General features: G+C 26.6%; 19 protein-coding genes. 7 read left to right on the forward strand and 12 right to left on the reverse strand.

Annotated features, from left to right (window positions below; genetic code table 11):
- Nucleotides 1–27: 27 nt before the first annotated feature.
- Genes ALANTH_RS01675 through murI form a run of 6 tightly spaced genes read right to left on the reverse strand, consistent with a single transcriptional unit; the run spans nucleotide 28 to nucleotide 6752 of the window.
- Nucleotides 28–570 (reverse strand): hydrolase, encoded by a 543-nt coding sequence (locus ALANTH_RS01675; RefSeq protein WP_026803122.1) that lies wholly within the window; start codon nucleotides 568–570, stop codon nucleotides 28–30.
- Between the two features lie 60 nt (nucleotides 571–630).
- Entirely contained in the window at nucleotides 631–2349 is a 1719-nt protein-coding gene (locus tag ALANTH_RS01680; protein ID WP_026807294.1) for a DUF4153 domain-containing protein, read from the reverse strand.
- Between the two features lie 23 nt (nucleotides 2350–2372).
- Nucleotides 2373–3311, reverse strand: a complete 939-nt coding sequence (gene hemC / locus ALANTH_RS01685) for a hydroxymethylbilane synthase (protein WP_026803124.1) — start codon at nucleotides 3309–3311, stop codon at nucleotides 2373–2375.
- A 10-nt stretch (nucleotides 3312–3321) separates the two neighbouring features.
- The gene (locus ALANTH_RS01690; protein ID WP_026807295.1) at nucleotides 3322–4155 is read right to left on the reverse strand and encodes a DsbA family protein; all 834 of its coding nucleotides are present in this window, start codon (nucleotides 4153–4155) and stop codon (nucleotides 3322–3324) included.
- A 24-nt stretch (nucleotides 4156–4179) separates the two neighbouring features.
- Nucleotides 4180–5973, reverse strand: a complete 1794-nt coding sequence (locus ALANTH_RS01695; RefSeq protein ID WP_026807296.1) for a DNA polymerase III subunit gamma/tau — start codon at nucleotides 5971–5973, stop codon at nucleotides 4180–4182.
- Complete coding sequence (gene murI / locus ALANTH_RS01700; protein ID WP_026807297.1) at nucleotides 5970–6752, reverse strand: glutamate racemase; 783 nt, start codon at nucleotides 6750–6752, stop codon at nucleotides 5970–5972. The genes ALANTH_RS01695 and murI overlap by 4 nt, the downstream gene beginning before the upstream one ends.
- Nucleotides 6753–6822: 70 nt before the next feature.
- Between murI and ALANTH_RS01705 the strand changes: the two genes are divergently transcribed.
- Complete coding sequence (locus tag ALANTH_RS01705) at nucleotides 6823–7488, forward strand: uracil-DNA glycosylase family protein (RefSeq protein WP_034236662.1); 666 nt, start codon at nucleotides 6823–6825, stop codon at nucleotides 7486–7488.
- A gap of 119 nt (nucleotides 7489–7607) precedes the next feature.
- On the opposite strand, the gene gdhA is transcribed toward ALANTH_RS01705, so the two are convergent.
- The 3 genes from gdhA to ALANTH_RS01720 all read right to left on the reverse strand — a co-directional run bounded on the left by gdhA (nucleotide 7608) and on the right by ALANTH_RS01720 (nucleotide 11171).
- Complete coding sequence (gdhA, locus tag ALANTH_RS01710; protein ID WP_026803129.1) at nucleotides 7608–8960, reverse strand: NADP-specific glutamate dehydrogenase; 1353 nt, start codon at nucleotides 8958–8960, stop codon at nucleotides 7608–7610.
- Between the two features lie 137 nt (nucleotides 8961–9097).
- The gene (gene rho, locus ALANTH_RS01715; RefSeq protein WP_026803130.1) at nucleotides 9098–10420 is read right to left on the reverse strand and encodes a transcription termination factor Rho; all 1323 of its coding nucleotides are present in this window, start codon (nucleotides 10418–10420) and stop codon (nucleotides 9098–9100) included.
- Nucleotides 10421–10574: 154 nt separating this feature from the next.
- The gene (locus tag ALANTH_RS01720) at nucleotides 10575–11171 is read right to left on the reverse strand and encodes a peroxiredoxin (protein ID WP_026803131.1); all 597 of its coding nucleotides are present in this window, start codon (nucleotides 11169–11171) and stop codon (nucleotides 10575–10577) included.
- 166 nt (nucleotides 11172–11337) lie between these two features.
- Between ALANTH_RS01720 and ALANTH_RS01725 the strand changes: the two genes are divergently transcribed.
- From ALANTH_RS01725 to ALANTH_RS01750, 6 genes are all read left to right on the forward strand, one after another.
- Nucleotides 11338–11610 carry a DUF362 domain-containing protein gene (locus ALANTH_RS01725; RefSeq protein ID WP_026803132.1) on the forward strand — a complete coding sequence of 91 codons (273 nt, stop codon included), beginning with the start codon at nucleotides 11338–11340 and terminating at the stop codon, nucleotides 11608–11610.
- Between the two features lie 93 nt (nucleotides 11611–11703).
- Nucleotides 11704–12117: a nucleoside-diphosphate kinase gene (ndk, locus tag ALANTH_RS01730; RefSeq protein ID WP_026807299.1), complete on the forward strand. Its 414-nt coding sequence runs from the start codon at nucleotides 11704–11706 to the stop codon at nucleotides 12115–12117.
- A 5-nt stretch (nucleotides 12118–12122) separates the two neighbouring features.
- The gene (locus ALANTH_RS01735) at nucleotides 12123–12503 is read left to right on the forward strand and encodes a DUF177 domain-containing protein (protein ID WP_026807300.1); all 381 of its coding nucleotides are present in this window, start codon (nucleotides 12123–12125) and stop codon (nucleotides 12501–12503) included.
- A 12-nt stretch (nucleotides 12504–12515) separates the two neighbouring features.
- Entirely contained in the window at nucleotides 12516–12668 is a 153-nt protein-coding gene (gene rpmF / locus ALANTH_RS01740) for a 50S ribosomal protein L32 (RefSeq protein WP_026803135.1), read from the forward strand.
- The gene (gene plsX, locus ALANTH_RS01745; RefSeq protein ID WP_026803136.1) at nucleotides 12668–13684 is read left to right on the forward strand and encodes a phosphate acyltransferase PlsX; all 1017 of its coding nucleotides are present in this window, start codon (nucleotides 12668–12670) and stop codon (nucleotides 13682–13684) included. Before rpmF ends, plsX begins: the two co-directional genes overlap by 1 nt.
- Before the next feature lie 11 nt (nucleotides 13685–13695).
- Nucleotides 13696–14697: a beta-ketoacyl-ACP synthase III gene (locus ALANTH_RS01750; RefSeq protein WP_026807301.1), complete on the forward strand. Its 1002-nt coding sequence runs from the start codon at nucleotides 13696–13698 to the stop codon at nucleotides 14695–14697.
- A 22-nt stretch (nucleotides 14698–14719) separates the two neighbouring features.
- On the opposite strand, the gene ALANTH_RS01755 is transcribed toward ALANTH_RS01750, so the two are convergent.
- The 3 genes from ALANTH_RS01755 to ALANTH_RS01765 are packed head-to-tail and all read right to left on the reverse strand — an operon-like array spanning nucleotide 14720 to nucleotide 19538.
- Complete coding sequence (locus ALANTH_RS01755) at nucleotides 14720–15157, reverse strand: hypothetical protein (protein WP_026807302.1); 438 nt, start codon at nucleotides 15155–15157, stop codon at nucleotides 14720–14722.
- Between the two features lie 11 nt (nucleotides 15158–15168).
- Nucleotides 15169–17187 carry a dynamin family protein gene (locus ALANTH_RS01760; RefSeq protein ID WP_026807303.1) on the reverse strand — a complete coding sequence of 673 codons (2019 nt, stop codon included), beginning with the start codon at nucleotides 17185–17187 and terminating at the stop codon, nucleotides 15169–15171.
- Entirely contained in the window at nucleotides 17187–19538 is a 2352-nt protein-coding gene (locus tag ALANTH_RS01765; protein WP_026803140.1) for a dynamin family protein, read from the reverse strand. The genes ALANTH_RS01760 and ALANTH_RS01765 overlap by 1 nt, the downstream gene beginning before the upstream one ends.
- Nucleotides 19539–19630: the final 92 nt, after the last annotated feature.

Genomic DNA, 19630 nt, shown 5'->3' on the forward strand with positions numbered 1-19630 from the left:
AGAAGATAGATTTTCTATCTTCTTTTTTTATTTTATTAAAGATGAAATAGCTTTGAAGTTTGGATTTTTTGCATCAACAGTTAGTTCAAATAAAATTGATTCATAAGTTGTAGGAATTACTCCAGCTTGAACAAGCCTTTTTATAGCCATTTTATGGTCAAGTTTTGTTCTACTTCCACTACAATTTGTAACCAAAATTACATTAAATCCATTTTCAATTAAATCTATACAAGTTTGAAGTACACAAACATGAGTTTCTATTCCTGCAACAATAATATTTTTCTTATCACTTTTTTTAAATGCTTCTAAAATATCATTTGTTTGACAACCAGAAAATGTAGTTTTTTCATAAGATGAATATTCTTCTACAAGTTCTTTTAAAGCAGGGATAGTTTCACCAATACCTTTTTTATATTGTTCATTTACTATAATTGGTACATTTAAAACTTTCATTCCACGTACTAAAATAGGAAGAGTTCTCTCCAACTCATCCTTATTTCCAATATGTGGGAAAAGTTTTTCTTGCACATCAACTAAACAAAATAAAGAATCTTCTAATTTTATTCTCATTATCTCTCCTTAATTTTCAAATACAAAGATAATATTTACATAAAATCTCTGTATTTCAACTTATTTGAGGTATTTAATTAAAAGATATGTATTTGGAAGTATAATATCTCCAGATAGTTCATTAATAGACATTGAATAAAAAAATATTTTTATTTTCATATTTTTATCCTCTGTTATAAATGTCATTTCATCATTAGTATACTGAACAGAGGCTTTACTAATATTAGTTTTAAACTTATTTATAAATTCTGTTATATCAAATTCACTAAAATTAATATTATCTTTTGTAGGAATTTTAATTATATATTTATTGTCATGGTATAAAATTGAAAGTGTATTATTATCCATTATATCGTATCCTGATATATCTATAATATTTGTTGAATTATTAGAATAGAGATATATATTATCATTTTGATATGTATCTTGGTTTTCTCCACAAACCCACTTTGATAAGTAATTGAAACCTAAACTTTCTGTAGCAAAATAAGGAAAGTTTATATTTTCTGTGGATTTATATTTATCATAAATAGTTGGAATGGCTTCATTTAAAAATTCTATATTTCTGTGTTGATATAATGAATTAATAGAACTAGAAATATTACATCTGATATTTTTATTAGTTTTATTAGATAAATTACTATTTTGTGAAAGTAATTCTTTTAATTTATTTAATTGAGCTACATCATTTACATAATAACTATTTATTTTGTATCCATACTGACTAAAGATTAGGAGTATTGCAAAAGCTAAGAAAATATATTCATATCTATATTTTTTGTATAATAATATATACAAAAATGCTCCTATTAGCCAAACTCCAGTCATTACAATCATATATCTATTTGTACTCCAACCATATTGAGTTATTCTCATAGAAATAGCAGTAAATAGTAAAGATAGCTGAATTAGAGCTATGAATATTAGAATCTTTTTATATCTATTTTTATAAGGAGTCCAAAATATATAAGTAATAAGAGAAAAAATAGCAAATGTGATTGATAACCATACAACTACTCCATTTGGCCATTCTTTCAAAAATAATATTTTAATAATATATCCTAATAAGATTAAAGAGTACACTACAACGATTGTTGTCAAAATATATTTGCTAAAAAAGTTTACAATTCTATTATAAAAAACTAAGTTAGATTGTAAATCATTTGGATTTTTATTAAGTGATAATAAAAAGTAGTGTGTACAAAAAACACCAAAAACAACAATGGCTAAATATTCTCCATATGTATATTTTTTTATATTTAAATCAAATAGCATAACAATAGAAGTTATTGCAAGGTATAAAGATATAAATAAAATAACTCCAAATATTAAACTAATGATTATTGATTCTACAATATTTATAGCCCAATTTAAAAATCTTTGATTATCTCTTTCTTGATTTTGAAAGGGAATATATAAAAGTAAAATCATAGATATAGTTATTATGCAAAAATGTTTTGTAAATAAAATAATAATTGAGTAATCATTTTCAAAAGGTAAATAATAATAATATAAAGTGGTTAGTAATAAAGCAATAAATAGAAAAACTTTTTTTCTATTAGAAAAATATGCTACTAATGTTAGAAAAAATCCAATTGAAGAAGTATAAATGATATTTATAAGATATATATATTCTTTAGATTTATAGTCCAAATAATTACTTACTAATATAATAGAAGAAATAGAGAATATAAATATAAAGAATGATGAAAGTTTATACTCTAGTGCAGAACTAAATAGTTTTTTAAAAAAATCTAAAATAATGTTTGTTATATTCATAATGTGTCCTACACCAGTTTAATTTATTTAAAAGCCATAGTCTCAGCTCTTGCTAAAAGTTCTTTTGCACCTTTTTGTATAAATTCATTTGCAAAATCTTTTCCAGCAATTTCATAAGAGTTAATATTTACTATTTTTTCATCTTTTATATATTCTGTCCCATCAGGAAGTCCAACTATTGCAGATATTTTTACACTCTTTTCATCTAAAATTGTAGCTTTTACACCTATTGGAACTTGGCAACCACCTTGAAGAGTATCTACAAAACCTCTTTCAATTTTTGACTCTATTTCAGCATTTTTATCATTTAAAACTTTTACTATTTCTATAATCTCTGGATTAGTTGTTGTTTCAATTCCTAAAGTTGCTTGTCCCATAGAAGGTATCATAACATCAGTAGAAATGGGATTAAAATATTTCACTTCATTTTGTAGATTTAATTTTTCAATTCCAGTTGCTGCAAGTATAATTGCATCGTACTCACCAGCATTTAATTTTGCTATTCTTGTATTTATATTCCCTCTTAAATCTTTTAGTTCTATATCTGGTCTTAAGATTTTTATAGCCATTCTTCTTCGCAGACTTGTAGTTCCCACAACTGCACCTTTTGGTAAATCTTCTAAAGAACTATATTTATTACTTAATAGAGCATCTTGAGGATTAAACCTTTTTGAAACAGCAGCTAACGTTAAACCATCTTCAAATTGAGTAGGAACATCTTTTAATGAATGAACAGCTAAATGTGCAGAACCTTCAATCATAGCAACTTCTAACTCTTTTGTAAAAAGACCTTTACCACCAATTTTTGCTAATGGGACATCAAGAATTTTATCTCCTTTTGTTACAAATTCTTGAAGTTCAATTTGCATATCAGGATAGTGTTTTTGAAGTTCAGCCTTTATATACTCACTTTGCCAAAGTGCAAGTTGACTTCTTCTAGTTGCAATTACAAGTTTTTTCATTATTTACTCTTTATTTTTTACCTAAAGATTTATATTTTTCTCTAGTTGTATCTTTCTCACCATTAACATAAATTGTTGGAGTACCACTTACTAATACATCTTCTCCCATAGCAATATCTTTCTCAATAATACTATTTATCTCTTTTTTATTTAATTCTTCAATTTTTATATCTAAGCCTAACTCTTTATTAAATGCTTCTAAAATAATTGTTTCATCTGTTAAATTTGGTTCAAAATATTTTGCCCAATCAGTTGTATATACTTTCATCAATATATCATTTCCATTTTTTACTTTTGCAATATCAATAAGTTTTGATAATGGAACTGAAGCTTGATGTATATGTGTTAATGGAAAAGAGTAGTAATAAAGTGCAATTTGATCACTATTTTTATTTACAAAGTCTATAACTTCAGGAATATATTGTGTACAAAATGGGCAAAGTGGATCTGAGAAAACTACAATTTTATTTTTTGCTTTTTCATTTCCAGCAATTAGTTTTGATTTTTGGTAGTACTTATCTGATAATGTAGGAGTTACAGTGTCTTTTAAAGATTTTCCAGTTGTAATATCATATAAATCAGTAGCTATAACTTTCCCATCACTAAAAAGAATATCTTTTACTTTCATATTTTTATCTTGAATAGTTGCATCTAATTCTAAAATATAACCATTCCAATCTTTTAGTTCAAGTTCTTTTTTATAAAAAACTTTTATATTTTTAACTTTAACATTTGGATTTTGAGCAACTCTTTTTTTCTCAAAATCTATAACTGAATTATCATTTGCTAATAATGTAACACTTGCAAATGCACTTAAAACCAATAATTTTGTAATCTTAATCATATCCTATCCTTTTATAAATTTATTTTAACTTCGTGATTTTACAGTAATTCTTTTAATATCAAATAACTCTTTTGCTTTATTTAACATTTTTGAATTTAATATATCATTTATTTGTAACTCTTTTGAAGATAGTTGTGTATCTTCACTTTTTATAGCACCAGCTACACAACTAGAGCTAAATTCAATATCTTCTACCATAGAACCTATTTCTTCACTTAGTACCTGCTCACTTTGTTGAATTTCTTTAGGAGTTTCTAGTAAGGTGGCTTCTTCCTTTTTAAAATCTAGCTCAACATTCGAGCCAAAAATATCTTGTGCAAAAGTCTTAATAAGCCCAAAATATTTAAATAAAAGTTTTCTATCTTCATCTTTTGCATAAGATATTATATGTAGTTTATTTTCACTAAAGCCATCAAAAATAAAGTTTTTTTCAAAACACTCCCCTAATGTATAGTCTCTATCATATACTTTTTCTATTAAATGTTGATATAAATCATTATATTTATCATTTTCCTCTTCAAAAGGTATGTATTCTATCTCTTCAGTTTTTATAATTTCATTTTTATCAGATTCTTCTATAATTAGTTCTTCATCAAATGGAGTTGGATCTGATAATTGAGTATTTATAGATTTAATAGGTTGTTCCACTAATTTTGGTTCTTCAGTTTTTATTTCAATTAACTTCTCTTCAATAATTTTTGTTTCAACTATATGGTTTTTTTCTATTTTTAAAGGTTCATTTCTTACTGGCATTTTATCAATTTGTTCAATGATTTCATCAATTGATTTTAAGTTTGTAGCTTCTACAAGTTTCATTAATGTAAGAATTAAAACAAATGTATCGTCACTATTTAGTGCTAATAGTTGTTTTGCTTCACTTAAAATTCTAAAAAATCTATCAAATAAAGATATGTCAAATCTAATATCCTTTGAAATCATCTTATCTTTTAAATATATAGATATTTCATCACAAATTTGAGAAACTTCATAGTTTTGAAGTTCTGGAAGAAGAGTATTAATATCACCCTTATTTAAAATAATCTTAAAAATATTTTCCATTAAAGATGGATCTATAAGTCCTAACATATCAACAATACTAGAAGTTGAGACTTTCCCTCTTGAAAATATTATTGCTTGGTCAAGTAATGTTAATGTATCTCTTAAACTTCCTTGTCCACTTCTTGCAAGTATTTCTAAAGCTTCTTTTTCAAATTCTATATTTTCAATATTTAAAATATGTATTAAGTGATTAACTACATCATGTTGTGATATTTTGTTAAATCTAAAATGTTGAGTTCTACTTAAAATTGTAGCTGGGAGTTTTAATGCATCAGTTGTTGCAAGTATAAATTTTACAAAGTTTGGTGGCTCTTCAAGAGTTTTTAATAAAGCATTAAAAGCTTGAGTTGTAAGCATATGAACTTCATCAATGATAAAAACTTTGAATTTTGCAGAGCTTGGTTTATATTTTGTATGTTCAATTAACTCTTTTATATCATCAATTCCTCTATTACTTGCAGCATCCATTTCTATAATATCAAGATGTTTACCATTATTTGCACTAAGGCAATTATCACAGACTTCACATGGTTTTGATGTTGGTCCATTTGAACATAAAAGTGCTTTTGCCATTATTCTTGCAGTACTAGTTTTCCCACTTCCTCTAAGTCCTGAGAATAAATAAGCATGAGATAGTCTTGAAGAATCTAAAGCAAGGCTTAGAGTTTGAGAAATTGTAGTTTGTCCTATTAAATCTTCAAATCTTTTGGGTCTATACTTTAAAGCTAAAACTCTATCTTTTAAACTATTTTCAATCATATTTCACACTTTCCTATCTCAAAATTTATATTTTTTAAAACTGTATTTACCATATCAAAACTTATCTTACCACTATATAAAATAGTTATTTTTTGTTCTTTATTTATACTATTTTTATTTTCACTTAAATCTTGTAATCTTTTTGCAATAGCATTTGCTGATTCATATAGAATAACATTATCATCAAAAAATTTTTTTATTTCATCTTTTATAATTGGATAGTGAGTACAACCTAATACTACACTATCAATATTTTTATTTTTTAAATCTTTTAAATATTTTTTTAAAAACTCTTGTAAACTCTTTGTTTCAATATCAGCTTCTTCAATTTTTTTTGCTAATCCACTACAAGGAATATGATATAAGTTTAACTCTTGATTAGTTGATAGTTTTTCTACAAGTTCTTTATATTTTCTACCATTTATTGTTGTTGGAGTTGCTAAAACTGCTATATTCTTTGTTCTTGAAGTTAAAATTGCAGGTTTTAAAGCAGGTTCTACTCCAATTATAGGTAAATTTCTATATTTCTCTCTTAAAAATTTTATTGAAATTGAAGTTGCTGTATTACAAGCAACAACCAAAATATCTATATTATAATTTTTTATTAAATAGTTTGTAATATTATCACATCTTTGTAAAATTTCATTTGTATCTTTTTCACCATAAGGTGCAAATAATGTATCTGCTATATAAACATATTCTGTATTTTCTACACTTTTTGCAATTGCGCTTAATATAGTTAATCCACCAATTCCTGAATCAAAAACTCCTACTTTCAAATATATCCTTATTGAAATTTTGGCAAAATTATATCTAAATTAAAATTTGAATTTGATATAAAGGATATCTTTGTTTTTTCACTATCATCCATATACGTCTTATATAAATACTGATACTAAAATTATCATTGTAGGAACACTTCCTCCACCAAGATTTTGTACAAAAGAGTTAAAAAATTCAGATGTAGATTTTTGTTATGGTTCTAAAGATAATTTATTGTGGCAAATATTTAATAAAATTTTTTCTTTAAATTTAATCTTTGAAAATACTAAACAAGCTATAGAACAACGAAAGAAATTTTTAAAAGATAGTAAAATTGGAATTTGTGATATAGTAGAATCTTGTAATAGAGAAAAACTTGATGCAAGTGATAACTCTATGCTTGATATAAAATTAAAAGATATTTTAAAATATTTATTAGAATATAAAAATATTGATACTATATTTTTTACAGGAAAATATTCAAAAAATAGTCCAGAGTATTTTTTCCGAAAAGTATTAAAAGAACAAGAGATAGATTTTCTATTAATAAAAAATGATTTTTTACGAGTTCATAAATTTGAATTTGATAATAGAATTTTTACAGCAATTTCTTTAATTTCACCATCAAATACAGCAAATAAATCTATTGGAGCATCTTTGATTTATAAAAATAGAAAATTAATGGATAAAACTTATACAACTTTTGATTTTAGAGTTGATGAATATAAAAGAGCAATTACATTTAAAAGCTAAAATTTTTAATTAGGAAGGAAAATAATTTGAATTTTAGCTTTTAAAATGATTTATAATATAAATAGGTGTGAGGTGGTAAAGTTTAAAACTTAAGGGAAGTCCTTAAGTTTATTATTTGATCAAGCTATTCCTTGCTCAATCATAGCATCAGCTACTCTTCTAAATCCAGCAATATTCGCTCCTAAAACAAGGTTCGTTGGTTGCCCAAATTCTTTAGCAGTAGCACTTGCTGTATCAAAAATATGTTTCATTATTTGTGCTAATTTTGCATCAACTTCTTCAAATGTCCATGAAATCATAGCTGCATTTTGAGCCATTTCTAATTGGCTTGTTGCAACTCCACCAGCATTAGCCGCTTTTCCAGGACCATATGCTATTTTTTGTTCAACAAAGAAATCAACTGCTTCATTAGTTGAAGGCATATTAGCTCCTTCACTTACACATATACAACCATTTTTAATTAATTCTTTTGCGTCTTCAAGATTTAACTCATTTTGAGTTGCACTTGGGAATGCTGCAAAACAAGGTACAGACCAAACTGCATTTCTTCCTTGTGGATAATCTTCAACTGGAATATATTTAGCATTTTTTCTATATTTTACATATTCAGTTAATCTTACTCTTTGGTTTTCTTTTAAATCTTTTAATAGATCTAAATCAATACCTTCTTCATCTAAAATCATACCTTTTGAATCACTACAAGTAATTGGTAATGCTCCAAGATGATAAAGTTTTTCAATAGTGTAAATTGCAACATTTCCAGAACCAGAAACTGTACATTTTTTACCTTTTAAAGTCTCTCCTCTAGCTTCTAGCATATTCTTTGCAAAATATACACAACCATAACCAGTTGCTTCTGTTCTTACTAGAGATCCACCCCATTTTAATGATTTCCCTGTTAAAGTTCCATCATAAGTATTTGCAAGTTTTTTATACATACCAAATAAGTATCCAATTTCTCTTCCACCAACTCCGATATCTCCTGCAGGAACATCTGTAGTTGCACCGATATGTCTATAAAGTTCTGTCATAAATGCTTGGCAGAATCTCATTATTTCATTATCACTTTTACCTTTTGGGTCAAAGTCACTTCCACCTTTTCCACCACCAATTTGAAGTCCAGTTAGTGCGTTTTTGAAAATTTGTTCAAATCCTAAGAATTTGATAATTCCAGTGTTTACGCTAGGGTGAAATCTTAATCCACCTTTATATGGGCCTAAAGTCGAACTAAATTGTATTCTATAACCTTTGTTAATTTGGATTTCTCCTTTATCATCAACCCAAGTCACTCGAAATAAAATCTGTCTCTCAGGCTCAACTAATCTGTCTAACACTTTATTTTCTGCATACTTTGGGTATTTTTCAAATAAAGGTTTTAAAGAGTGTAAAACCTCTTCCGCTGCTTGATGAAACTCATCTTGTCCAGGACTTGTTCTTTTTAGGTAATCTAAAAGTTCGTCTATATTTGCCATTTTTCCTTCCTTTTTTCAAATTTCGGGTAGCAATGATACCAGAGATTTTATTTTATTTAGCTGAAAAAGTAGGTAGAAAATTTACAAATTTATAAATTAACTACCTTTTTTTATAAAATTAAGCATATTTTAAGTATTTATTCATTCATAGAAGCAAAAAAATCATCATTATTCTTTGTTTTTTGCATTTTTGGATATAAGAATTTAAGAACATCAACTTCATCCATTTCACTCATTGCATTTCTTAAAATCCATGTTTTTTGTAAAGTATCAGCACTAAGTAAAAGTTCTTCTTTTCTTGTACCAGATTTTGTAATATCAATAGCAGGATATACTCTTTTATTTGCAGCATTTCTACTTAATACAACTTCACTATTCCCAGTTCCTTTGAATTCTTCAAATATAACTTCATCCATTTTTGAACCAGTATCAATTAAAGCTGTTGATATAATAGTTAAACTTCCACCTTCTTCAATATTACGTGCAGCTCCAAAAAATCTTTTTGGCTTATGTAAAGCGTTTGCATCAACTCCACCAGAAAGAACTTTTCCTGAACTAGGAGTTACTGTATTATATGCACGAGCTAATCTTGTGATTGAATCAAGTAAAATAACAACATCTTTTTTCATTTCAACAAGTCTTTTAGCTTTTTCAATAACTATTTCAGCAACTCTAACATGGTTATGAGCAGGTAAATCAAATGTTGAACTATAAACCTCGCCTTTTACACTTCTTTGCATATCTGTTACTTCTTCTGGTCTTTCATCAATTAATAATACCATTAAAGTAACTTCTGGATGATTCCTTGAAATTGCATGTGCTAATTCTTTTAAAAGTTCTGTCTTCCCAGTTTTTGGTGGAGCAACTATTAAACTTCTTTGTCCTTTACCCATTGGAGCAAATAGATCTAATACACGTCCTGTTAGTTTTTGTGAATCATATTCAAATTTAAATTTTGTAGTTGAATATAGTGGAGTTAAGTTATCAAAAAGTGGACGATTTTTTGAATCTTTTACTGGCAGATAATTTATAGCTTCAATTTTTAATAAAGCATTGTATTTTTCACTATCCTTATTTGGTGGACGAACCTGTCCAGTTACAATATCTCCTGTTCTAAGTGCAAATTTTCTAATTTGAGTTGCACTTACATAAGAATCATTTGATGTATCAGAAAAATTTCCATCAATTGCTCTTAAAAATCCAAATCCACCTTCTTTTATCTCTAAAATACCAGTGAATAAAATAAATCCACCAGCATCAATTTGAGAAGCAAGTATCATAAACATTAAGTCTTGTCTTTTTAATTCTTGTGGATTTTCAACTTCAAGTTCATTTGCAATATCTAATAGAGTTTCTAAAGGAAGCTCTCTTAATTGCTCAATCTTATAACCTTCAACAGGGATATGTGTTCTTGTCTTTTTTGTAGTTTTTGTTTTTATTTCTTCTTTAGATTCTTCCATAAGTATAATTGCCTTTGATTTTACATAATATAATATGTAGTTTATGTAGTTTTTGTAGTTTTAAAGTGAAGTGTAATTTTAGTATTTATTTTTAAAATTGTCAATATAAATTAAAAAAGAGTATCAAATTGATACTCTTTTATGTAATCTGGTATTATAATTTACCTTCATTTTTAGCTAGGTAATTAGCAACACCATCTTTATCTGCTTTCATACCCTCATCACCTTTTTGCCATCCTGCTGGACAAACTTCACCATATTCATTAGTAAATAGCATAGCATCTACCATTCTAATCATTTCATCAACATTTCTACCTAATGGTAAATCATTTATAACTGCATGTCTTATTGTTCCATCTTTATCAATTAAGAAAGACCCTCTTAATGCAACTGATTCTCCAAATAATACATCATAATCTTTAGAAATTTGTTTATTTAAGTCAGCTACCATTGGAAATTTTACTCTTCCAATTCCACCATTTTCAACAGCTGTTTCTCTCCATGCAAAGTGAGAAAACTGTGAATCAACTGAACAACCAATTACATTAATTCCTCTAGCTTTGAATTCATCAGTTCTTTTTGAAAATGCAATGATTTCTGATGGGCAAACAAAAGTAAAATCTAAAGGCCAAAAGAATAATATTGCACCTTTCTCCCCAATATTTTTATATAAGTTAAAATCTTCTACAATTTGACCATCCGCAAGTACAGCTGTTGCTGTAAAATCTGGAGCTTTTTTAGTTACTAACATTTTAAATCCTTTTTTATAATTTTGAAATTTAATGTTGAAATTGTATCTATTTTTTTTTATACTTAGCTTAAATAGAAAAATATTTTTTATTTAATAATTTTTATCTTTAATAATAAATTTATTTTTCCTATGATAGAGTTTAGAAAATTTATTACGGAGAATATTTATGGCAGTAAAAATTACTGATATTTGTATTAGCTGCGATGCTTGTTTAGATGAGTGCCCAGTTGGTGCTATTGTAGATAATGATGATAATCCGACAGGTGAAGACATATATTTTGTATATAAAGATAAATGTGTTGAATGTGTAGGACATAATGATGAACCAGCCTGTGCTGATGCCTGTCCAACTGAAGGCTGTATAGTATGGGATGAAGTTGGTTCTAGTAAAATTGAAAAAGAGGATAGAGGTGTTGTAGGAACACCTGTTGTTGAATAAAAATTTAAATAATTGGTAAGTAGTTTATACTACTTGCCTTTTTTTATTTTTTCAGATATAATCCGCGACTTAAAAATTTATAGAGGAATAGATATGGAAAGAACATTATCAATTATTAAACCTGATGCAGTAGCAAAAAATGTTGTTGGGAAAATCTTAGATAGATTTGAATCTGCTGGATTAAAAATTGCAGCAACAAAAAAAGTACAATTAAGTAAAGCTGATGCAGAAGCGTTTTATGCAGTTCATGCAAGTAGACCTTTCTTTAAAGATTTAGTTGATTTTATGATCTCTGGACCAGTTGTAGTTTCAGTTTTAGAAGGTGAAAATGCAATGTCAAAAAATAGAGAACTAATGGGTGCAACAAATCCAAAAGAAGCAGCAGCTGGAACTATTAGAGCAGATTTTGCAGATTCAATTGATGCAAATGCAGTTCATGGATCAGATTCTTTAGAAAATGCAGAAATTGAAATTAATTTCTTTTTTGCACAAAGAGAAATTTGTTAATTTAAATGAAAATAGAGTTTAAAAAAGTACCAAATGATTTAAAAGAATTAAAAACAGAATTTAATTCAGTTAAAATTGAAGGTACTTTTTGTAGAATTTCATCATCATTAGTAAAAATTGAAGCAAAACTTAGTGGCAATATAAAAGTAGATTGTTCAAGATGTGCAGAACTTGAAACTTTAACTTTAAATGAAGAGCTTAAATTAATTTTAAGTGATGGCCTTTTTAAAGGTGAAGAGAAAGATGAATTTTTAGTAATAGAAGTTGAAAATAGTTTAATTGACTTCGATGAAATAATCGAAAGTGAATTAAATAGTATAAAAAGCGATTATCACATTTGTAACAATTGTTTACAAAAAGATGAACTCGTTGAACAAGAATTTTAAAGGAGAATAATTATGGCAGTACCAAAAAGAAGAGTGTCTCATACAAGATCAGCAAAAAGAAGAACTCATTACAAAATCGAATTAAAAAGACCAGTAAAAGATACTGATGGATCTTGGAAAATGCCTCATATGGTTAATCCAAACACTGGTGAATATAAAAACTAATGTTAAAAATAGCTATAGATGCAATGGGTGGGGACTTTGGTCCTGAACCTATAATAGAGGGATTAATATTAGCTATTAGAAATAATAATAATTTTACAGCAATAGCTGTAGGAGATAAAGAACAACTTTTAAGACTTATCCCACCAACATTTCTTAATAGAATAGAAATACTTGATACAAAAGATGTTATTAGTATGCACGATAGTGCAACTGACGCTCTCAAAAGAAAAGAATCAACAATTTATAAAGCAATAGAATTAGTTAAAGAAGGAAAAGCTGATGCAATCGTTTCTGCTGGACATTCTGGAGCTAGTATGTCTTTAGCAACTTTGAAAATTGGAAGAATTAAAGGGGTATCAAGACCTGCAATAGCAACTTTGATGCCTACAAGTGAAAATCAAAATACATTAGTTTTAGATGTTGGTGCAAATGTTGATAGTGATGCAAAAAATTTATTTGAATTTGCCGTTATGGGACAAGCATATGTTCAAAGTGTACTTAGAATTGATGAACCAATTGTAGGACTTTTAAGTAATGGTGAAGAAGAAAGTAAAGGTAATGAGGTAACTAAAGAAGCTTATAAGTTAATCTCAAAAGTTCCAAACTTTGCTGGGAATGTTGAAGGTAGTGATATTTTTAAAGGTACAGTTGATGTTGTTGTTTGTGATGGTTTTGTTGGTAATATATTACTTAAAACAGCTGAAGGTGTTGCAGATACAATTGGTAAAATAATTAAAAAGAATTTAAAAAGATCTCTTATTTCAATTACTGGAGCAGTATTGATGAGAAAAGTTTTTAAAAACTTAAAGGTTAGAGTAGATTATGCTGAATATGGTGGGGCACCACTTCTTGGAGTTAAAGCTCCTGTTATTATCTCTCATGGAAAATCAAATCCAAAAGCAATTAAAAATGCAATATTTCAAGCAATACAATCAGCTAGTTCAAATTTAGATGCTATTATTGAGCAAAGATTAGTGCAATATGCAACTAAAGAAGATAATAGTAAAGAAATTTAAGGATTATTAAAATGACCTATGCAGCATTTAGATCAATTGGTGCTTATATTCCACCAAAAATTATGACAAATCAAGATTTTGAAAAGATAATTGATACAAGTGATGAGTGGATTACAAAAAGAACTGGAATTAAAGAAAGAAGAATAGCTGAGAGTAATGAAGCTTCTTCAGATTTAGGTTATCGTGCAGCACAACAAGCTATTCAGAGAGCAAATATCAACAAAAATGAAATTGATTTAGTTATTTGTGCAACTGTAACACCAGATTTTTTATGTATGCCTTCAACTGCTTGTTTAATCTCTTCAAAGCTTGAATTAGAAAATGTTATGGCTTTTGATGTAAGTGCAGCTTGTACAGGTTTTGTATATGCATTAAATATTGCAAAAGCTTTTATTGAATCTGGAATGAAAAAAAATGTTTTAATTGTTGGAGCGGAAAAATACAGTTCAATATTAAACTATGAAGATAGAACAACATGTTTTATATTTGGTGATGGAGCAGGAGCAGCAATTATTAGTGCAACAACTAATAAAGAAGAAGCTATTATTGATGTACATTGTTCTAGTGATGGAGCATATGAAGATTTAATAAAAACTGCTGGTGGTGGAAGTAAACACCCATGTTCACAAGAGGTTTTAGATAATAAAATGGCATGTATCAGTATGAAAGGAAATGAAACTTTCAAGTTAGCTGTTAAAACTCTTACTTCTGATGTTAAAGAGATGTTAAAAAGGCATAATCTTTCAAATTCAGATATAACACATTTTATTCCACATCAAGCAAATTTTAGAATTATAAAAGCTGTTGGCGAAGCCTTAAACTTGAGTGAAGAACAAACAGTTGTTACAGTTGATAAATATGGTAATACTTCAGCAGCTTCTATTCCTATGGCTATGAATTTTGCTTTTGAAGAAGGAAAAATAAAAGCTGGAGATACTATACTTTTTGATGCTTTTGGTGGTGGTCTTACTTGGGGTTCAGCACTATTTAAATTTGCTCCCAAAAATAAATAGGTAATAACTTACCTATCTTATTTTAATTAAATTTCTTATTATTTGGATTATTCTTAAATATATTAAATGAATTATCTTTTAAATCTTTTTTATTAAATTTTTCAACAGTTGCAGTTAAATTTATATAAATAATATTATCATTAACAATAATTTGTAATATAGAAAAAAGTGGTATTTTTAGAACACTACCAAAATTCTCTTCACCAAAACCTGCTTCAAAGAATAGAAAATTGCCATCGATTCTTACTGTTGTAAAAGTATATCCAGCTAGCGTAAATAGTGAGAATTTATTTAATTTCTTTTTAATATCTTTTGGTAAATCTGGTTCAAAAATAACTGATTCAATATTTACAACTAAACTAAATTCAATATTTTTACTAATAATATGATTAATGATATCTTTTACATGATTTTGTGCTAATTCTTTAAAATTATAATCTTCAATAATAGTTTTTAACAAAATAAGATCCTTTATATATCATCTTTAATTTTTATAATATCATCTATTTTTTCGAGATATTCTCTTTTTTTATCTTGTACAAATTCTACTCTAGCTTTATTTATATCTAAATATTGTTCTTTTGAGTATTTTATAATCTTGAATAAGTAATTTCTTTTTGAAGTCAAGAAATCCTCGATTTTTTCAAAACCAAAATTTGCTTTAAGTTTTGCAACAATTTCATCTTCTCTTGGGCAATTTATTGAAAATCTTGAAGGCTCTTTTTTATAAAGTTCTTCACTTTCAATAATTTGTTGTTCAAAGTGAGCTATAGTTGCTTGAGTAACTTGAATATATGAATAAGATAAAGCACCATTAAAATAAGCAAATTTTTTTCTTAGAGCAGAAATATTTTCTAAAATTGCTTTATAAAATTCCCTTATAACATTTTCATAAACTTTTGCTGCAAAATGTCTAGTGTTAGAAAATTCAATATCAGAAGCTATTTCTCTTTGTTTTCTTAATAGTTCATAATGTTCTTGCCATTTTGCTATGTCATTTTTTACAATTCTAAAAACATCTCTAAATGCTTCATCAGCATCTAATTCAATATTCTTTAGAAGCTTAATTGAGCGTTTAAACATTTTATCTATTGTTTGATCATCATAAAATAATGCTTTATAAACAGCATCTGAGTCAATCCAAAATGATTCATATTCAAATTTCTCAATTTTACCACCAAAAAGAGATTTAGACTCCTCAAATCTTGAAGCTTTTTTTCTTTTAATATTTTTAAATGTCTCTTGAGCAATTTTTTCCATAATATCTTCTAAAGAGTTATAAATACTAAATAATTCTTTAGAATATTTTTTATGAATATTATCAAATGCTTCTACAACTCTTGGTTCACATGAGTCTAGTATTTCAATTAAAGCATCATACACTTTTATAATTGTTTCATATTCTGATACTAAAATATCACAAAAACCTTTTAAATCTTTTTTAATAGCAAACTCTTTTGCTTCAGCTGCTTGTGGACGAATTGTTGTATCAATAAAGTTTAAAACTTCTTGGATATTAGAATCTTCTAAAAGTTTTGTATTATCAGTATTATCACTTATTTTAATATTCTCTATTTTACTTATATATTTATCAAATTCTTTTTCAAAGAGATCTAAACTACTATCTTTTGCTAGATATTCTTTGAAAGTATTTAAAATAATATTTTTTTCATCTTCTATTAGAATATCTTTATGACTTGCTCTTCCTTCAAGAGCTTTTATTGCTGAGATAGGTACAACTTTAGCAAAATATTTTGCAAACTTTTCACTTACATATTTTGTAGTTGTTTTAATTTGCTCTTCAGTTAATTTATCTTTTTGGTTTAGTACACATAAAGATTTATTCTTAAAGTGTTGCATATACTCTTCTAAAACTTCAGCTTCAGATAGTTTTCCTGCATTATCTATTAAAGTTAACCATATAATTCCACCAACATCTCTTAAAACTTTTCTTGTAATATCTGTATCACTTTGAGATTGTGAGTTAAGACCTGGAGTATCAACAAAAGATATATCTTTTAAAATAGGCATAGGTGCATACAAAGTAAGATATTTTATATCTTTCATTTGATCTTCTCTTTGATCTGTAAAATCAGCAATACTTTCAATTGGAGCATACTCTTGAACACCAGAATAATAAGTAATTTTTAATTTATATTCTTCTCCATAGTTTATAAAATTTACTTTAGAGGTAACAGGAGTAATACCCGTTGGTAAAATATTTCTTGAAAGTAGAGCATTTAAGAATGTTGATTTTCCTGCACTAAATTGACCAGTTATAGCAACTTCCATTGGATATCTAGCACGTCTAATTTGTTTATTTAAAATAGTTTTTAGTTGTAATGATGGATGGAACTTTTCATCAAGAAGTTTATCTATAGTTTTTTTTATATCACCAACTAATCCATCTTCATAAATAATTTCATTTTGAATAGATTGTTCTTTATACTCATTTACAAAACTTTTTAAAATATTTATATTTGCACTCATTAGTGTAGTCCTTTTATTGTAAGCAAGATATTTTCTAATTTTTTAATATTTTTATGAATATTTATAGATAATTCGGCTCTATTTTTATCATTTTCTTCAAAAGAAGATAACTGATTTTGTAAACTTTGTTCTTCATTTTGAAGTCTTTGTTCAAAGGCTTTTAATGGAGCATTTAAAGTTGTAAAGAAAGTATCTATCAAAAGAGAACTAACTTTTTTTGCTTTAGCTTTAATATCTTCTTCAATTGCTTTAAATTCATTCTTGATAATATCTGTTAAAATTCTATCTAATTCATTTATTTTCCCATCTTTTGCATTTGATACAGCTTGGATTATTTGATTTACTAAAATGTCATTATTTGAAGTTAAAAAACCTGATTTAAAATCATCTTGAAAAAATCCACGAGCATCGAAATTGTCATTTTTATGTCCTATTGCAAAACCTAAATCATGATATTTTTGTTCACATTGCTCACCAATTGTTTGAGATTTCTTTATAAACTTATATCTATAATCTCTAATTACATCAATAATTCCATCTTTTACCGCAGTTTCAACTATAACTTTTACTCTTGAATTTTCTGGACGCTTTTTATTTTTTTCTAAAGAGTATCGTACATCATTTACTACTCTTTGTCTTATAACATTTTGAAGTTCTATTAATTCACTTTGTAAAAATGTTTCAAGAGAATTTATGTATGATTTTGCATCATTTTTATAATAATTTATATCTTCTGTCATTGAAGATAAAAATCTTTTATTTAACTCTTTTTTCTTATTAAATTCATTAAGCTCTTTTTCTAATTCATCTTTTGATTTACTTAAAAGAGTTAACTCATAGTTGTTGAATCCTATTTGTTTTTCTATTAATCTACTTATTTGAGTTTTTGTAGATTGTATTACTAAATCACCTTTTTGTGAAGATGTTCCAAATAAAGTATCCATTAGGTAGTTTTCAATTTCTAAAATACCAGTATCTTCTAAAGTAAATCCAGCTTCAAGTGCTTGCTCTTCTCGTCCAGTTCTATGTAATAGTGCCATATATCCAGATATTGGAACAAATTTAATTGTTTTTAAAATATGATCCAATTGAGAGTCTTTATTTTGAGCTTTTAGTTGTTTTTGAATTGAATTTTTTGTATAGTTTATAACTTCTTCAAGATTTGCTTTACTAACAGTATCTGCTCTTGTAATAACAACTAAAAGCTTTGAAATATTTTGATATAAAACGGCATCAATAATGAATTCAACATCTTTTAAAGTTGCACTTTGGGATACATTCATTAGATGTAGCATCATATCACATTTGCTAATATACTCTTTTGTAATTTCTTCTCTTTGTATAACAGGATCATCAAGACCTGGAGTATCTACTATTTCTATCCCATCTTGTAAAAATGGAAGATTAGAACCTAATTCTACATATTTTACTAAATTACATTTTTTTCCACTATGTTCAGCTGAAGTGTAAGAAGCTAAGTCATTTATATCAACTTCATCAAATCTTGAATTAGGTTTTATGTAGTCTTTTAAACTATCTTGAAAAACTTTATTTGTTTCATTTACAAAATCTTTCATACTTTCAAGTTGTTTTGCTGAATTTTCTATCTTTTCCCATTCTTTTGTATTCCAATAGAAAACTTTAGCATTATTGCTAGGATTATGTTTTACTATTGTTAAATTTGCAGTTTCAGGAACAACTGCACTTCCTAGTATTTCTTTTCCCATTAGTGCATTTAGCATAGTTGATTTACCAGCATTCATAACACCAGTAATCCCTATAGAAAATTTTTGATTATTTATATATTTATTAGTATTTTCAAGTTCTAATAATATCTCTTTATTTGAAAGTTCATTTTTAAGTTCAAGGATAATATTTTCAATAGAAGTTTTTAATTCTTTAAATGAACTTTTATGATCATCATCTATTTTAATTAAGTTTGTATTTAATTCATCATTTGAATTTTCTAACTCTTTATCATCAAATAAAGAGATTAGTTTTGAGTAGTTTTCATTATTTAATATATTTTCATCTTTTAAGTATTCAAATGTTGAATGAATAGTATTGATGTATTTTTTTGTTTTATTATTTAAGATTATCTCTACAATATCATTTTGAATATGATGAAGTTCATTTATATTTGAAGGAGTTTTTATATTTATGTTTTGACATAAAGTTCTAAATGAGGTTAGATTTATATATTTATCATAGTTTTTTCTATTAGCACTAATAATTAATGCAAAAATAGTAAAGTTATTTTCATCTAAAATTGTATTTAGAGGTTCAATATCCAAATTCTTTTCAAATGAAATACCATGGTATAATAAAAAATAATCACTTGCTAAACTCATCATCTCTCCTAAATAAAAAAAGTTAAATACATATAGATATATGATATTTAACTTTTTCTATTATTTAAATTTATGAGAGGAAACTCTCATAA

The organism is Aliarcobacter lanthieri, assembly GCF_013201625.1.
Lineage (GTDB): Bacteria > Campylobacterota > Campylobacteria > Campylobacterales > Arcobacteraceae > Aliarcobacter > Aliarcobacter lanthieri.

Excerpts from the sequence above, each read along its gene's own strand:
- ALANTH_RS01750 (WP_026807301.1), top strand. The coding sequence starts at position 13,696 with ATGACCTATGCAGCATTTAGATCAATTGGTGCTTATATTCCACCAAAA.
- hemC (WP_026803124.1), bottom strand. The coding sequence starts at position 3,311 with ATGAAAAAACTTGTAATTGCAACTAGAAGAAGTCAACTTGCACTTTGG.
- gdhA (WP_026803129.1), bottom strand. The coding sequence starts at position 8,960 with ATGGCAAATATAGACGAACTTTTAGATTACCTAAAAAGAACAAGTCCT.
- plsX (WP_026803136.1), top strand. The coding sequence starts at position 12,668 with ATGTTAAAAATAGCTATAGATGCAATGGGTGGGGACTTTGGTCCTGAA.
- rho (WP_026803130.1), bottom strand. The coding sequence starts at position 10,420 with ATGGAAGAATCTAAAGAAGAAATAAAAACAAAAACTACAAAAAAGACA.
- ALANTH_RS01690 (WP_026807295.1), bottom strand. The coding sequence starts at position 4,155 with ATGATTAAGATTACAAAATTATTGGTTTTAAGTGCATTTGCAAGTGTT.
- ndk (WP_026807299.1), top strand. The coding sequence starts at position 11,704 with ATGGAAAGAACATTATCAATTATTAAACCTGATGCAGTAGCAAAAAAT.
- ALANTH_RS01675 (WP_026803122.1), bottom strand. The coding sequence starts at position 570 with ATGAGAATAAAATTAGAAGATTCTTTATTTTGTTTAGTTGATGTGCAA.
- ALANTH_RS01765 (WP_026803140.1), bottom strand. The coding sequence starts at position 19,538 with ATGAGTTTAGCAAGTGATTATTTTTTATTATACCATGGTATTTCATTT.
- ALANTH_RS01735 (WP_026807300.1), top strand. The coding sequence starts at position 12,123 with ATGAAAATAGAGTTTAAAAAAGTACCAAATGATTTAAAAGAATTAAAA.
- ALANTH_RS01720 (WP_026803131.1), bottom strand. The coding sequence starts at position 11,171 with ATGTTAGTAACTAAAAAAGCTCCAGATTTTACAGCAACAGCTGTACTT.
- ALANTH_RS01760 (WP_026807303.1), bottom strand. The coding sequence starts at position 17,187 with ATGAGTGCAAATATAAATATTTTAAAAAGTTTTGTAAATGAGTATAAA.
- rpmF (WP_026803135.1), top strand. The coding sequence starts at position 12,516 with ATGGCAGTACCAAAAAGAAGAGTGTCTCATACAAGATCAGCAAAAAGA.
- ALANTH_RS01695 (WP_026807296.1), bottom strand. The coding sequence starts at position 5,973 with ATGATTGAAAATAGTTTAAAAGATAGAGTTTTAGCTTTAAAGTATAGA.
- ALANTH_RS01725 (WP_026803132.1), top strand. The coding sequence starts at position 11,338 with ATGGCAGTAAAAATTACTGATATTTGTATTAGCTGCGATGCTTGTTTA.
- ALANTH_RS01680 (WP_026807294.1), bottom strand. The coding sequence starts at position 2,349 with ATGAATATAACAAACATTATTTTAGATTTTTTTAAAAAACTATTTAGT.